The following is a 14,481-nucleotide window of genomic DNA, read 5'->3' on the forward strand; positions in this document are numbered from 1 at the left end:
CTCGGTTAAATTTGTAGTGACGGAGAGCCAAGGGGGCTGCGTGAAGGAACTGGACCAGGAGCGCGCGCACGTCGAGCGGTGCAGGGCAGGTCTGCAGCGGATGCTGGACGGGGCCCACGAGAACGTCATCGCGGGCGAGACCGTGTCGGCCGACCGCTTCGGCGCCGAGCGGCTCGGCCGGTATCTGAAGAGCCTGGCCAAGGAGATGAGCGAGGAGCCCGACGGACCGCCGTTCTTCGGGCGCCTGGACTTCGACTCCGGGGAGCACCAGGGCCGCAGCCACCACATCGGCCGGCGGCACATCTCGGGCGACAGCACAGGCGCACTGCCGGTGGTCATCGACTGGCGGGCGCCGGTCTCCAAGGTCTTCTACCAGGCGAGCGGGCGTGATCCGCAGGGAGTCGCGGTGCGCCGCCGCTTCGGCTGGTCGAGCGCGGGCACGGAGCTCACCGGCTTCGAGGACGAGCGCCTGGCGAGCGGCGCGGAGACCGGCAGCGCGTTCCTGGCGGCCGAGATCGAGCGGCCCAGGGTCGGACCGATGCGCGACATCGTCGCCACCATCCAGCCCGAGCAGGACGACCTGGTCCGCGCCCGCCTCGAGGAGTCGATCTGCGTACAGGGCGCACCAGGCACCGGAAAGACCGCGGTCGGACTGCATCGGGCGGCCTACCTCCTCTTCACCCACCGTCAACGGCTGCAGCGCGCAAGGGTGTTGGTGCTCGGGCCGAACCGCGCCTTCCTCGGGTACATCGCGGCCGTCCTGCCCGCGCTCGGCGAGGTCGACGTCGAGCAGACCACGGTGGAGGAACTGTTGGCGCGCGGCCCCGTCCTGGGCACCGACAGCGAAGAGGCCGCCGTCATCAAGCACGGGGCGGGCATGGCCAAGGTGCTGCGCACCGCGCTGTACGGCCGGATCGCCAGGCCGACCGAGCCCGTTGCCGTACGGGACGGCTCGTTCGTCTGGCGCGTGGACGAGGACGAGCTGCGCCGGATCGTCGACGACACCGCGCGGGCGGCGATCCCGTACAGCGTCGGCCGCGAGCGCGTCCGCTCCCGGATCGTGGCGCTGATGCAACTGCAGGCGGAGCGGCGCAGCCGACCGGTCAACGCCGCCTGGGTGCAGCGGACGGGCCGTGGCGTCACGGCCTTCCTCGATGCGGTCTGGCCGACCGTCTCACCGGAACAGGTGCTGTTCGAGCTGCTCGGCAATCCGCCGCAGGAGCTGGCCGCCCTCCGCTGGGCGAAGCGGCCGCGGTCCTGCAAGAGCGCGAAGTGGACGGCGGCCGACGCCGTGCTCCTCGACGAACTGTCGGGACTCATCGAGCGGCCCGCCGGATACGGACACGTGATCATCGACGAGGCGCAGGACCTGTCGCCCATGCAGTGCAGGGCGGTCGCCCGCCGCAGCGAGCACGGCTCGCTCACCGTCCTCGGCGACCTGGCGCAGGGCACCGCGCCCTGGTCGGCCCGCGACTGGACCGGCCAACTGGACCTCCTGGGCAAGCCGCAGGCGCAGGTGATCGCCCTGACCACCGGATTCCGGGTGCCGGCCGCGGTGGTGGAGCTGTCCAACAGGCTCCTGACCGAGCTGGACGTGGACGTACCCGCGACCCGCTCCTTCCGCACCGACGGCCGACTGCGCGCCGTCGACGTCACCGACCTGGAGAAGGCGGTGGTCGAGGCGGCGCGGGAGGCGCTCGGCCACGAAGGGTCGATCGGCGTACTGGTCCCCGACGCGCTGCAGGGGAGCGTGACGGCAGCGCTGCGGGACGCGGAACTGCCCCTGGAAGGCGATCGGTTGACCGTGATGCCGGTGTCGATGGTCAAGGGCCTGGAGTACGACCACGTGATCGTCGCCGAACCGGCCGACATCATCGCGGCGGAGACCCGGGGCCTCAACCGGCTCTACGTCGCCCTGACCCGGGCGGTGTCCAGGCTCGACATTCTCAGTAGCCTTGACTGGATGCCCCGCCGCTGAGCAGCGAGAACGCCAGCTCGGCGGCGGCGACGGCCTCGGCGTGCACCTCCTGCGCGCTGCGGCCGCCCGCGAGTTCGGCCCAGTTCTGCCGGGCGAGCGCCTGCCGTACGACGATGAACTGCGAGGCCACCAGCGCATGGGCCAGTCGACTGGAAGCGGCGGTGTCCGTCTCGCCCAGTGCCTCGCCCAGCGCCCCTGCCAGCGCCTCGGTGTCCGCCGCGGCGTACTCCGCGACCCGGGCGGCCAGGCTCGGGGTGTCGAAGACGAGCCGGTGGAAGGCCAGTACCTGAGGGTGGTCGCAGAGACCGGTCACCGGGTCGTGCGCATCGAGCCCCGCACGGAAATGCCGGTGCAGCGCCTGAAGCGGCGACAGTCCGGCCTCGCGGTCCCGTACGACGCCGGCGGACTCGCCCCGGTGATCGGCGAACCGGTGGAGGACGAGGTCCTCCTTGGAGGCGAAGTAGCGAAAGAGCGTCGGCTTGGAAACCTCCGCGGCGGCCGCGATCTCGGACACCCCGACCCGATCGAAGCTCTCCGCCAGGAACATCTCGATCGCGGTGTCGGAGAGGAGCTGTCGGGTGCGGTCCTTCTTGCGTTCGCGCAGACCGGCGGATTCACTCATGGACCCACGATATACGGGAACGTTTGTAACCGGGTCACGCCTGCGTCGGCACCACGGCCAGTGCGTCGATCTCCACGCGGAACGCCGGATGGACCAGCCCCACCACCTGCACCAGCGAGCACGCGGGCGGCCGTTCGACGTCGATGAACTCGTCCCGCACGGCGCGAAACGCACCCAGGTCGGCCAAGTCCGTCAGGAACACGGTCAGTTTGGCCACGTCGGCGAGCTCCGCGCCCGCCGCAGCCAGCACGGTCCGCAGATTCACGAACACCTGCCGTATCTGCCCCTCGGGATCGCCCTCGCCCACGATCCGCCCCTCCGTATCCACCGGCACCTGGCCGGAGACCGCGACCGTGGTCCCGCTGAACGCGACCGCATGGCTGTAGCCGTTGACCGGCGGCGTCCCCTCGGGGCGCAGATAGTGCTCCACCGGACCTCCTCGTGTCGATCTCTACAATCGGGCATTGACAGGCGCCAGTTGATCAGAGTCCAGGGGCGGGGAGCCAGACCATGCAGCACCAACGGAGAGGTCGCACGGCGGCCGCCGCACTCGTGACCGTCCTCGGAGCGGCAGCCCTGGCGGCCTGCGGCAGCGGCGACGACAAGGCCGACGCCAAGCCGTCCGCGACCAGAAGCGCCCCCGCCCCCGCCGCGCTCACCAAGGCCCGGCTCACCGCCGCATCGCTCACCGAGGGCGAGGCAGTCGGTCCGTACACCGCCTTGGACCCCGGCCTCGACGGGCCGTTCAGCGACGACTACACCGCCGAGCCGGACACCTGCCAGCCGCTCGTCAGCCTCAAAGAGGGCACCGACCGGTACCGCGCGCCCAGCGCCGAGGTCAACCGCACCCTGCTCAAACCCGCCGAGATCCTCGGCGCGACCATCGACGTGCAGCTGCGCACGTACGCCGACGGGAACGCGGCCCGCGTCATGCAGGCACTGACCAAGGCCGGCACGGCCTGCGCGGCCGGCTTCACCGAGGACCGGGCCGTCGCCAAGGGCAAGTACCTCAAGGTCGAGACCCTCAAGGCCCCGGCCGTCGGCGACGAGGCGAAGGCCTTCCGCTTCACGGTCCTCGACGTCAAGGGAAAGATCGAGCTCCACCGCTATCTGACCGTCGTCCGCTCGGGCTCCACCACCCTCTCCTTCCGCGCCTCGACCGTCCTCCCCAAGGACATCGGGGGAGTGCCCCAGGCCGTCATCGACACCCAGTGGAAGAAATTCCAGGCGGCCAAGAACTGACGCCCCTGTCATTCCGCACAGCCGATACGGCAAGAATGGGGGCCATGAGCGACAGCCCTGCCCCCCTCGCCGACCCGCACATCGCCTTCGACGCGTCCGAAGGGAGCCGGGACATCGTCGTCCTCGGCTCGACCGGGTCCATCGGCACCCAGGCCATCGACCTGGTCCTCCGCAACCCAGACCGCTTCCGCGTCACCGCACTCTCCGCCGCGGGCGGCAAGGTCGCTCTCCTCGCCGAGCAGGCGCGCCAGCTGCGCGTACGCACCGTCGCCGTCGCCCGCGAGGACGCCGTGCCCGCCCTGCGCGAGGCGTTGCGCGCGCAGTACGGAAACGATCCGCTTCCCGAGATCCTCGCGGGCCCCGAGGCCGCCACCCACCTCGCGGCCTCCGACTGCCACACCGTCCTCAACGGGATCACCGGATCGATCGGCCTCGCCCCCACGCTCGCCGCCCTCGAAGCGGGCCGCACCCTCGCCCTCGCCAACAAGGAGTCGCTGATCGTCGGCGGCCCCCTGGTGAAGGCCCTGGCCGCGCCCGGCCAGATCATCCCGGTCGACTCCGAACACGCCGCGCTCTTCCAGTCCCTGGCCGGAGGCAAGCGCTCCGACGTACGGAAGCTGATCGTCACCGCGTCCGGCGGACCCTTCCGCGGCCGTACGAAGGCCGAGCTGGCGGACGTCCGGGTCGAGGACGCACTCGCCCACCCGACCTGGGCGATGGGCCCGGTGATCACGGTGAATTCGGCCACGCTGGTCAACAAGGGCCTGGAGGTCATCGAGGCGCACCTCCTCTACGACATCCCCTTCGACCGCATCGAGGTCGTCGTCCACCCGCAGTCCTACGTGCACTCCATGGTCGAGTTCACCGACGGCTCGACCCTCGCCCAGGCCACCCCGCCCGACATGCGCGGCCCGATCGCGATCGGCATCGGCTGGCCCGAGCGCGTACGGGACGCGGCCCCCGCCTTCGACTGGACGAAGGCGTCGAGCTGGGAGTTCTTCCCCCTGGACACCGAGGCCTTCCCCTCGGTCGGGCTCGCCCGCCACGTCGGTGGCCTGGGCGGCACCGCGCCGGCGGTCTTCAATGCGGCGAACGAGGAGTGCGTGGAGGCGTTCCTGGCCGGACGGCTTCCCTTCACGGGCATCATGGACACGGTCACGGCCGTCGTGACGGAACACGGAAACCCCACCTCGGGAACTTCCCTGACGGTCGCGGACGTCTTGGAAGCGGAGACCTGGGCACGCGCCCGGGCTCGTGAACTCGCCCAGAAGGCCACAGCGGAGGCTCGCGCATGACCACCTTGATGATGATCCTCGGCGTTGTCGTCTTCGCGGTCGGCCTGCTCGTGTCGATCGCCTGGCACGAGCTGGGGCATCTGTCGACGGCGAAGCTGTTCGGCATCAGGGTGCCGCAGTACATGGTGGGCTTCGGCCCGACGATCTGGTCGCGCAAGAAGGGCGACACGGAGTACGGCATCAAGGCGATCCCCGCCGGCGGCTACATCCGCATGATCGGCATGTTCCCGCCGGGCCCGGACGGAAAGATCGAGTCGCGCTCGACGTCGCCGTTCCGCTCCATGGTCGAGGACGCCCGCTCGGCGGCCTTCGAGGAACTGCAGCCCGGCGACGAGACGCGCCTCTTCTACACCCGTAAGCCCTGGAAACGCGTCATCGTGATGTTCGCGGGCCCCTTCATGAACCTGATCCTCGCGATCGGGCTCTTCCTCACCGTCCTCATGGGCTTCGGCATCTCGCAGCAGACCACCGCGGTCAGCTCGGTCTCGAAGTGCGTCATCAAGGTCAGTGACGCCCGTACCGAGTGCAAGGCGTCCGACGCACCGTCCCCGGCCGCCGCCGCCGGACTGCGGGCGGGCGACAAGATCCTCTCGTTCAACGGTGTGAAGACCGCCGAGTGGAACGTCCTCTCCGACCAGATCCGCGCCAACCCCGGCAAGACCGTCGCGATCGTCGTCGACCGGGGCGGCGAGCAGAAGACCCTGCACGCGAAGATCGCCACGAACCAGGTGGCGAAGAAGGACTCCAGCGGCCAGGCCGTCGCCGGTGAGTACGTGGACGCGGGCTTCCTCGGCTTCAGTGCGGCCACCGGCATCGTCAGGCAGGACTTCGGGCAGTCCGTCGCATGGATGGGCGACCGCATGTCCGACGCGGTCGACTCCATCTACCACCTCCCGGCCAAGATTCCCGCCCTGTGGGACGCGGCCTTCGGAGACGGCCCGCGCGAGGCGGACTCCCCGGTGGGCGTGGTCGGCGCCGCCCGCGTCGGCGGCGAGATCTTCCAGCTGGACATCCCGGCCTCGCAGCAGATCTCCATGGCCCTGTTCCTGATCGCGGGCTTCAACCTCTCGCTGTTCCTCTTCAACATGCTGCCGCTCCTGCCGCTCGACGGCGGGCACATCGCGGGAGCCCTGTGGGAGGCGCTGCGCCGCAACCTCGCCCGCGTCTTCAAGCGCCCCGACCCGGGCCCCTTCGACGTGGCGAAGCTCATGCCGGTCGCCTATGTCGTCGCCGGGGTCTTCATCTGCTTCACCCTCCTGGTGCTCGTGGCGGACATCGTCAACCCCGTCAAAATCACCTAGGAAAGAACATTTGGGGACGGCCGGGCACACTTTGTGTCCGGCCGTTCACGTATGGGCGGATTACGCACCGCGGTGCGCTGATGTGGCCGCAGGTGACGTAATCTCGGAAGCCGAAGCCCGCTGATCTCGGGACCTCGATCCACACCTTGGGGATGCACACCGCATGACTGCGATTTCTCTCGGAATGCCGGCCGTTCCGACCAAGCTCGCCGAACGACGGGTCAGCCGCAAGATCCAGGTCGGCACGGTCGCCGTCGGCGGTGACGCTCCCGTCTCCGTGCAGTCCATGACCACGACGCGTACCTCCGACATCGGGGCGACGCTGCAGCAGATCGCCGAACTGACGGCCTCCGGCTGCCAGATCGTCCGGGTCGCCTGCCCGACCCAGGACGACGCGGACGCGCTCAAGACGATCGCCTCGAAGTCGAATATCCCGGTCATCGCGGACATCCACTTCCAGCCGAAGTACGTCTTCGCCGCGATCGACGCCGGCTGCGCCGCGGTCCGGGTCAACCCGGGCAACATCAAGCAGTTCGACGACAAGGTCAAGGAGATCGCGCACGCGGCGCGCGACTCCGGCACCCCGATCCGTATCGGCGTCAACGCCGGCTCCCTCGACGCCCGCCTGCTCAAGAAGTACGGCAAGGCCACGCCCGAGGCTCTCGTGGAGTCCGCCCTCTGGGAGGCGTCCCTCTTCGAGGAGCACGGCTTCGGCGACATCAAGATCTCGGTCAAGCACAACGACCCGGTCGTCATGGTCAACGCCTACCGCCAGCTGGCCGCCGCCTGCGACTACCCCCTGCACCTGGGCGTCACCGAGGCCGGCCCCGCCTTCCAGGGCACCATCAAGTCCGCGGTCGCCTTCGGCGCCCTGCTCTCCGAGGGCATCGGCGACACCATCCGCGTCTCGCTCTCCGCGCCGCCCGCCGAAGAGGTCAAGGTCGGTCTCCAGATCCTGGAGTCGCTCAACCTCAAGCAGCGCCGCCTGGAGATCGTCTCCTGCCCCTCCTGCGGCCGCGCCCAGGTCGACGTCTACAAGCTGGCCGACCAGGTCAGCGCCGGACTCGAAGGCATGGAGGTGCCGCTGCGCGTCGCCGTCATGGGCTGCGTCGTCAACGGCCCCGGCGAGGCCCGCGAGGCCGACCTCGGTGTCGCGTCCGGCAACGGCAAGGGCCAGATCTTCGTCAAGGGCGAGATCATCAAGACCGTCCCCGAGTCGAAGATCGTCGAGACCCTCATCGAAGAGGCGCTCAAGATCGCCGAGCAGATGGAGAAGGACGGCATCCCCAGCGGCGAGCCGGAAGTCTCGATCAGCTGACACGAAACGCAGCTGTCCGAGCCCCGTCCGGTACCCCGGGCGGGGCTCAGACGCGCCAGGTACAGTGCGGAGATCAGCAGACCGTATGGTGAGGCCCCTTGTGTTGACGCATACCGCCACCCGGGTCCTCGAACCCAGCGACCTCGACGCCGCGCTGGCCATTCTGTACAGCGACCCCGTCGCCAACGCCTTCGTGACCTCCCGCGTCCAGGTCGCGGGCCTCGACCCCTGGCGGCTCGGCGGTGAGATGTGGGGCTGGTACGAGGGCGGACGGCTCCGCTCCCTCTGCTACTCGGGCGCCAACCTCGTCCCCATCTGCGCCACCCCCGAGGCCGTCCGCGCCTTCGCCGACCGGGCCCGCCGCAGCGGCCGCCGCTGCTCCTCCATCGTCGGCCCCGCCGAGCCCACCGCACTCCTCTGGAAGCTCCTGGAGCCCAGCTGGGGCCCCGCCCGCGACGTCCGCCCCCATCAGCCGCTGATGGTCACCGAACAGCCGTCGCCCGACGTCAGGCCCGATCCGCTGGTCCGCCGCATCCGCAAGGACGAGATGGAGGTGATCATGCCGGCCTGCGTCGCCATGTTCACCGAGGAGGTCGGCGTCTCCCCGCTCGCCGGCGACGGAGGGCTGCTCTACCAGGCGAGGGTGGCCGAACTGGTCGGCGCGGGCCGCTCGTTCGCCCGTATCGAGGACGGCCGGGTCGTCTTCAAGGCGGAGATCGGCGCGGCCACCGTACGGGCCTGCCAGATCCAGGGCGTCTGGGTCGCCCCCGAGTTCCGCGGCCGCGGGCTCTCCGAGACCGGCATGGCGGCCGTGCTGAACTACGCGCTCGCCGATGTCGCCCCGATCGTCAGCCTGTACGTCAACGACTTCAACACCGCCGCCCGCGCCTCCTACCGCCGGGTCGGCTTCCGTGAGACCGGCGCGTTCATGAGTGTCCTGTTCTGAAGCACCACCGAGGTAAGCGAGTACGTCATGGCTGAAAAGTCCCCCGCCGATCCCGCCGATCCCGCCGATCCCGCCGACCCCGCCGTCGCGGCCTGGGAGAAGTGGCAGGCCGAGCGCCTCCGCTCGCTCACCGCACCCACGGGCAACCTCGCCCTCGTGGAGACCCGCTGGCTGCCCGCGGGCGAGCGCCCCGACCTTGCCGCAGCCCTCGAAGGGCAGCCGGAGAGTGTGACGGTCACCACCGTCGAGCGCACCGACATCACCACCGGCGAGCCCGAGTTCGCCCTGCGCTTCTGGGACGCGAAGTCCCCGGCCATCGAGCACTTCGAGCGCACCGACGTCTTCCCGTACGACCCGGAGTGGGTCATCGAGGCCGACTACACCCCCGTCGCCGACGCCCGCAGGGTCGCCTTCGAGCACATCCGCGACAACGGCGGCACCCGCGAACTCGCCGTCCCCGGCGACATCACCCTCACCGTGGACGGAGCCCCGTACACCCTCAGCGCCTTCGACGACGACGGGACCCTGCTCCTCGTCTTCGGCGACCCCACCAACGGCGTCTCCACGTACGGCGCCGGACGCTTCCTCTTCGTCCCGCACGAGGAGGGCAGCAGCCGGGTCGTCCTCGACTTCAACCGCGCCTTCGTGCCGCCGTGCGGCTTCTCGATCCAGTACAACTGCCCGATGCCACCCCGGCAGAACCGATTCCACCTGCCCGTCGAGGCCGGCGAAAAGCTCCCGGTCTTCCGCGACGGCTTCAAGGCGTACTGAGTCCAGCCTGTCGTAGGGTGCCGGGCATGGTGGATGACGTCGTGGTCGGTCCGGTCAACCTCTCCGAGCGTGTGGACGAGGCGCTCGCCGTGCAGGCCCTCGCCTTCGGGCTCAGCGCCGACGAGATCGGCGTACGCCGCCACATCGTGCTGCGGCACCTCCTCAACCCCGGTGCCCGCGCGCTCGGCGCGACCACCCTCGACGACCGACTCGTCGGTTTCGTCTACGGAATGCCCAACGACCGCACCCACTGGTGGTCCACCGTCGTCGAGCCCTACCTGAGCAACACCGGCTCCGAGGGCTGGCTCGACAACTCCTTCGTCATCACCGAACTGCACGTCCACCCCGGCTTCCAGGGCCGCGGCATCGGCCGCCGCCTGATCACCGCGATCACCGACGGCGCCGAGCAGCCGCGCTCGATCCTCTCCGCGATCGACACCGAGAGCCCGGCCCGCAAGCTGTACCGGACCCTGGGCTACGCGGACCTGGCCGAGCAGGTCCACTTCCCGTCGGCGGCGCTCCCGTACGCCGTCATGGGAGCCCCCCTCCCGCTCCGCCGCGCATAACCGATTTCCGCCGCCGCCCGGCCCCCGGCTAATCTCCTGGTGTCACCAGGACGCTGCCCTGCCAGGGCGGCCCCGGCCAGCGGCCCGGCCCGTTTGTCCGGCCGGGGGTCCGGGGGCTGTCCCCCGGGAAGACACAGCACCGATCCGCAAGCAGGAGTTGTCACCATGGCCCAGGTCCAGCGCATGTCCAAGTTGATGGTCAAGACACTGCGCGACGACCCGGCGGACGCCGAGACGCTCAGCCACAAGCTGCTGGTGCGCGCCGGGTACGTCCGCCGCAACGCGGCCGGCATCTGGACCTGGCTGCCGCTGGGCAAGAAGGTCCTGGACAACATCACCCGCGTCGTACGGGAAGAGATGGACGCCATCGGCGCCCAGGAGGTCCTCCTCCCCGCCCTCCTGCCCAAGGAGGCGTACGAGGCGTCGGGCCGCTGGGAGGAGTACGGCGACCTGCTCTTCCGCCTCAAGGACCGCAAGGGTGCGGACTACCTGCTCGGCCCGACGCACGAAGAGATCTTCACGCAGACGGTCAAGGACCAGTGCTCGTCCTACAAGGACCTGCCGGTGATGCTCTACCAGATCCAGACGAAGTACCGCGACGAGGCGCGTCCCCGTTCCGGCGTGCTGCGCGGCCGTGAGTTCCAGATGAAGGACTCGTACTCCTTCGACACCACGGACGAGGGCCTCGCCGAGTCGTACGCCCTGCACCGCGCCGCGTACATCAAGATCTTCAACCGTCTCGGCCTGGACCACCGCATCGTCTCCGCCGTCTCCGGCGCCATGGGCGGCTCGGCCTCCGAGGAGTTCCTGGCCCCCGCCGCGGCCGGCGAGGACACCTTCGCCGACTGCCCGAACTGCGACTACGCGGCCAACACCGAGGCCGTCGCCTACAAGGTCGCCGTCGCCCCGGCCGACGCCCCCGGCGCGGTCGAGGAGCTGGACACCCCCGACACCCCCACCATCGAGACCCTCGCGGCCCACCTCGGCGTCCCGGCCTCCGCGACGCTCAAGAACCTCCTGGTGAAGGTCGACGGCGAGATCGTCGCCGTCGGCGTCCCGGGCGACCGCGAGGTCGACCTCGGCAAGCTGGGCGAGCACCTGGCCCCGGCGGTCGTGGAGCTGGTGACGGCCGAGGACTTCGAAGGCCGTACCGATCTCGTACGCGGCTACGTCGGCCCCCAGGGCCTGGACAAGGTCCGCTACATCGCCGACCCGCGCGTCGCGGCCGGCACCGCCTGGATCACCGGCGCCAACAAGCCCGGCACGCACGCGAAGAACGTCGTCGCGGGCCGTGACTTCGAGGTCGACGACTACCTCGACGTCGTCGTGGTCGAGGCGGGCGACCCCTGCCCCAAGTGCGGCACGGGCCTCACGCTGGACCGCGCGATCGAGATCGGCCACATCTTCCAGCTGGGCCGCAAGTACGCGGACACCTTCCAGCTCGACGTGCTCGGCCAGCAGGGCAAGCCGGTCCGCGTGACCATGGGCTCGTACGGCATCGGCGTCTCGCGCGCCGTCGCCGCCCTCGCCGAGCAGACCGCCGACGACAAGGGCCTGTCCTGGCCCAAGGAGATCGCCCCGGCGGACGTGCACGTCGTCGCGGCGGGCAAGGCGCTCCAGACGGAGCTGGCCCTGGACGTCTCCGAGAAGCTGAATGCCGCGGGCGTACGGGTCCTGGTCGACGACCGCGCAGGAGTCTCCCCGGGCGTGAAGCTCAAGGATGCGGAGCTGATCGGCGTCCCGCAGATCCTGGTGACGGGCCGCCGCTCGTCCGAGGGCGTTGTCGAGCTCCAGGACCGCCGCACGGGCGAGCGCGAAGAGCTCACGGTCGAGGAAGCGATCGCCCGCCTCGTAGGCTGACGCGTCGATCTCCCGGGGTGGGCGGCGAGCTCACCCCGGGACAGCCGGCTCGCTCAGAGCCAGCCGGCGAACTCCAGCAGCAGTTCCGCGTCCTTGGGGCGCCCCACGCGCAGCGCCCGTACCCCGGACTCCACGGCCCGGAAGAGGGTCCAGCCGCGCAGCCGTTCCTGGTCCACTTCCAGTGACTCGGCCAGCTTCTTCACCCGGCGGCGGGTGGTCGATGCGCCGGTCGACGACGCGATCAGGTCCTCGACCCGGTCGCGTACGAGACGGGCCAGGTCGAAGGCGGTCTCGCCGACCACGGGGTCGGGGCCGATCGCCAGCCAGGGCATCCGCTCGGCGGACAGCACCTTGCTCTGGCGGAACGTGCCGTGCAGCAGCCTGGTCTCCGGGGGCAGCACCACGAGTTCGTCGCGGATCGCGACCGCCGCGTCGACCAGCGGCGCGGTCTCGGGGAACGCGGCCACCGATGCGCGCATGGCGGCGGACTGCCGGCCCGTGCGCTCCGTGACCGTCTCGCAGTTGCGGCCGGGCGGAGGCTCGATCCACAGGCGGCGCAGCGTCCCCGCCGCCTCCAGCAGAGCCCTCGACTCGGGCAGGGAACGCACCGAGACCTCGGGGCGCAGCCGCTCCAGGAGCAGCGCGCCGTCGCCCGTGTCGGGGCCGAGGAGCTGTACCGCCCCGAAGCCGTTCCAGTGGGTGAGAGCCGCGCGTTCCGGTTCGGGCCGTCCCCGCTGGGGTGCGAGCTTCAGCGTGGCCGGGGTGCCGTCGGGCTGCCGTACCAAGGCCACCAGACTGCTGCGTCCACCGGGCATCTGGATCCGCTCGACCGTCAACTCGCGCCGCAGCGCAGCCTGTTGGACGAGCTGCGGCAGGTCCTTGAGCCACTGGTCCGCTTGCTCGTCGTGCGCCTCGCCGAGCGCGTTCATCAGCCGCTGCGGCGGTTCGAAAGTCATACCTGCGGTGTTCCCTCATCGGCGGTCTTGGTCGTCACGGCGCGCTCCACGAGCCCAGGAAAGGCTACGCTCCCGCCGCCCCGCCACCGCACCGCCCGCACCGCGGACTCCCTCAGCGCGCCGGCGGCCTCCCGTCGCAGCGGCCCGTCCGCGGCCCGTACGAGGTCCGAGTAGACGTCCGCGACCCGGTCCTCCAGCACGGCGGCCAGACGCACCGCGGTGTCCGGGCCCGTCACCGGATACGGCAGCGCGTAGGCGGCATCGGCCGCCACCGGGATCCCGCCCAGGTCGCGCACGGTGCGCACCAGGCCGTCGCGCCGGGAGCGGTGCGCGGCGTACGCGTCCCTGGCCTCCTCGCGCCGTCCCTCGCGGACCCGGCCGCCGACGACCCCGTATCCGTACACGGCGGCATGTTCGGCGGCCAGCGCGGCCTGTGCCGCGTCCAGAGCGCTCATCAGCGGTTCCCCTCGGTCAGCAGGTAGGCGTGCACGGCGCCCGCGGCCGCCACCGAGGCCAGCAGCCGCGCCAGCTCGGGGGGCGCGCCCTCCAGCGAGGCGCTGTGGGCATCGGCGGTACGGCGTTCGGCGGCGACGAGGGCCTTCACGGCGGCCGCGCGGTCGGCGGGGACAGTGGGTGCGGAGGGCGCCGGGCTCGCAGAAGGGGCCGCAGACCGGGCGGCAGCGGGCGCCAGCGCCTTCACATGCGCCGCGACCGCATCGCGCAGCGGCCGCAGCAGCAGCGCCGTGGCCGGGTGCCGGGCGAGCACGGCGTCGTAGCTTCCGAGCAGCGTCCGGCTCGTGGCGGCGGAACGGTTCCTCAGTACGGTCTCGGGATCGGCGGCCGGAGCGGCCTTGGGCGCGGTCCTCGCCGGTTTCTCCGAGGAGCATCCGGCTGCCAGCAGCCCCGCCCCCGTGACGATCAGCGCACGCCTGCGTGTGGTCCCCGTGCGCGGCACGTGTGTCTCCCTCGGCCCCTCGAAGTGATCACCGCAGGCGAGCGTACCCGCGGGCCCGGGACCGAGGGACGGCAACACCCCCCGGGACCGGATACCCTTTGACCTGACACGCGACAAACCCACAACAGCAGACGCGGCCGAGGAGTCACCCGGATGAGCACCACCCAGAGCGAGAGGCTGCGCGGGCTGCTGGAACCGCTCGTCGCCGCCAAGGACCTGGATCTGGAAGAGATCGAGGTGTCCCGGGCCGGCCGCCGCGGCACGCTGCGCGTCATCGTGGATTCCGAAGAGGGCGTCGAGCTGGACACCTGCGCCGAGCTGAGTCGTGAGATCTCCGCGAAGCTCGACGAGAGCGATGTCATGGGTGAGGGCGAGTACGTCCTCGAAGTGAGCTCGCCGGGTGCAGACCGCCCGCTGACCGAGCACCGCCACTACGTACGCAACACCGGCCGCCTCGCCAAGCTGAAGCTGACCGACGGCGCCGAGATCGTCGCGCGCGTCCTGAAGGTGGACGACGAGGGCCTCGACCTCGAGGTGCCGGGCGTGAAGGGGCGCAAGCCCACCGCCCGCCGCGTCGCCTTCACGGAGATCGACAAGGCGCGCGTCGAGCTGGAATTCAACCGCAAAGACATGAACGACACGAACGACGAGAAGGAAGAGGAGGCGTAGCC

Annotated in this window: 15 protein-coding genes; 10 read left to right on the forward strand and 5 right to left on the reverse strand. The window is 70.7% G+C overall.

All coding sequences use genetic code 11. The annotated features are described in order from the left end of the window. Positions 1 to 100 precede the first annotated feature (100 nt). On the forward strand, positions 101 to 1,978 hold the full coding sequence (locus AB0H78_RS22450; RefSeq protein WP_363236394.1) for an AAA family ATPase: 1,878 nt from the start codon (positions 101 to 103) through the stop codon (positions 1,976 to 1,978). Here the strand turns inward: AB0H78_RS22450 and AB0H78_RS22455 are convergent. After that, on the reverse strand, positions 1,947 to 2,600 hold the full coding sequence (locus AB0H78_RS22455) for a helix-turn-helix domain-containing protein (protein ID WP_363236274.1): 654 nt from the start codon (positions 2,598 to 2,600) through the stop codon (positions 1,947 to 1,949). The genes AB0H78_RS22450 and AB0H78_RS22455 overlap by 32 nt on opposite strands. Before the next feature lie 34 nt (positions 2,601 to 2,634). Beyond that, positions 2,635 to 3,030: a RidA family protein gene (locus AB0H78_RS22460; protein ID WP_363236275.1), complete on the reverse strand. Its 396-nt coding sequence runs from the start codon at positions 3,028 to 3,030 to the stop codon at positions 2,635 to 2,637. 80 nt (positions 3,031 to 3,110) lie between these two features. On the opposite strand from AB0H78_RS22460, the gene AB0H78_RS22465 reads away from it, so the two are divergent. The 8 genes from AB0H78_RS22465 to AB0H78_RS22500 all read left to right on the forward strand — a co-directional run bounded on the left by AB0H78_RS22465 (position 3,111) and on the right by AB0H78_RS22500 (position 11,899). After that, positions 3,111 to 3,842: a hypothetical protein gene (locus AB0H78_RS22465; protein WP_363236276.1), complete on the forward strand. Its 732-nt coding sequence runs from the start codon at positions 3,111 to 3,113 to the stop codon at positions 3,840 to 3,842. A 35-nt stretch (positions 3,843 to 3,877) separates the two neighbouring features. After that, positions 3,878 to 5,137 carry a 1-deoxy-D-xylulose-5-phosphate reductoisomerase gene (gene dxr, locus AB0H78_RS22470; RefSeq protein WP_363236277.1) on the forward strand — a complete coding sequence of 420 codons (1,260 nt, stop codon included), beginning with the start codon at positions 3,878 to 3,880 and terminating at the stop codon, positions 5,135 to 5,137. A gap of 8 nt (positions 5,138 to 5,145) precedes the next feature. Beyond that, on the forward strand, positions 5,146 to 6,438 hold the full coding sequence (locus AB0H78_RS22475) for a site-2 protease family protein (RefSeq protein WP_363236395.1): 1,293 nt from the start codon (positions 5,146 to 5,148) through the stop codon (positions 6,436 to 6,438). 163 nt (positions 6,439 to 6,601) lie between these two features. Then, positions 6,602 to 7,756 carry a flavodoxin-dependent (E)-4-hydroxy-3-methylbut-2-enyl-diphosphate synthase gene (gene ispG / locus AB0H78_RS22480; RefSeq protein WP_363236278.1) on the forward strand — a complete coding sequence of 385 codons (1,155 nt, stop codon included), beginning with the start codon at positions 6,602 to 6,604 and terminating at the stop codon, positions 7,754 to 7,756. 85 nt (positions 7,757 to 7,841) lie between these two features. Further along, complete coding sequence (locus tag AB0H78_RS22485) at positions 7,842 to 8,702, forward strand: GNAT family N-acetyltransferase (protein WP_363236279.1); 861 nt, start codon at positions 7,842 to 7,844, stop codon at positions 8,700 to 8,702. A 27-nt stretch (positions 8,703 to 8,729) separates the two neighbouring features. Continuing rightward, positions 8,730 to 9,473: a DUF1684 domain-containing protein gene (locus tag AB0H78_RS22490; protein WP_363236280.1), complete on the forward strand. Its 744-nt coding sequence runs from the start codon at positions 8,730 to 8,732 to the stop codon at positions 9,471 to 9,473. Positions 9,474 to 9,499: 26 nt separating this feature from the next. After that, positions 9,500 to 10,039: a GNAT family N-acetyltransferase gene (locus tag AB0H78_RS22495; RefSeq protein ID WP_363236281.1), complete on the forward strand. Its 540-nt coding sequence runs from the start codon at positions 9,500 to 9,502 to the stop codon at positions 10,037 to 10,039. A 165-nt stretch (positions 10,040 to 10,204) separates the two neighbouring features. After that, positions 10,205 to 11,899 (forward strand): proline--tRNA ligase, encoded by a 1,695-nt coding sequence (locus AB0H78_RS22500; protein WP_363236282.1) that lies wholly within the window; start codon positions 10,205 to 10,207, stop codon positions 11,897 to 11,899. Positions 11,900 to 11,952: 53 nt separating this feature from the next. On the opposite strand, the gene AB0H78_RS22505 is transcribed toward AB0H78_RS22500, so the two are convergent. The 3 genes from AB0H78_RS22505 to AB0H78_RS22515 are packed head-to-tail and all read right to left on the reverse strand — an operon-like array spanning position 11,953 to position 13,810. Further along, on the reverse strand, positions 11,953 to 12,855 hold the full coding sequence (locus AB0H78_RS22505) for an aminoglycoside phosphotransferase family protein (protein WP_363236283.1): 903 nt from the start codon (positions 12,853 to 12,855) through the stop codon (positions 11,953 to 11,955). Beyond that, the gene (locus AB0H78_RS22510) at positions 12,852 to 13,310 is read right to left on the reverse strand and encodes a ferritin-like domain-containing protein (RefSeq protein ID WP_363236284.1); all 459 of its coding nucleotides are present in this window, start codon (positions 13,308 to 13,310) and stop codon (positions 12,852 to 12,854) included. Before AB0H78_RS22510 ends, AB0H78_RS22505 begins: the two co-directional genes overlap by 4 nt. After that, positions 13,310 to 13,810: a hypothetical protein gene (locus AB0H78_RS22515; protein ID WP_363236285.1), complete on the reverse strand. Its 501-nt coding sequence runs from the start codon at positions 13,808 to 13,810 to the stop codon at positions 13,310 to 13,312. Before AB0H78_RS22515 ends, AB0H78_RS22510 begins: the two co-directional genes overlap by 1 nt. A 153-nt stretch (positions 13,811 to 13,963) precedes the next feature. Here AB0H78_RS22515 and rimP point away from each other — a divergent pair, with 153 nt between their 5' ends. Continuing rightward, positions 13,964 to 14,479 carry a ribosome maturation factor RimP gene (rimP, locus tag AB0H78_RS22520; RefSeq protein WP_363236286.1) on the forward strand — a complete coding sequence of 172 codons (516 nt, stop codon included), beginning with the start codon at positions 13,964 to 13,966 and terminating at the stop codon, positions 14,477 to 14,479. Positions 14,480 to 14,481: the final 2 nt, after the last annotated feature.

The sequence above is a fragment of the Streptomyces sp. NPDC050738 genome (assembly GCF_040654175.1).
GTDB lineage: Bacteria > Actinomycetota > Actinomycetes > Streptomycetales > Streptomycetaceae > Streptomyces.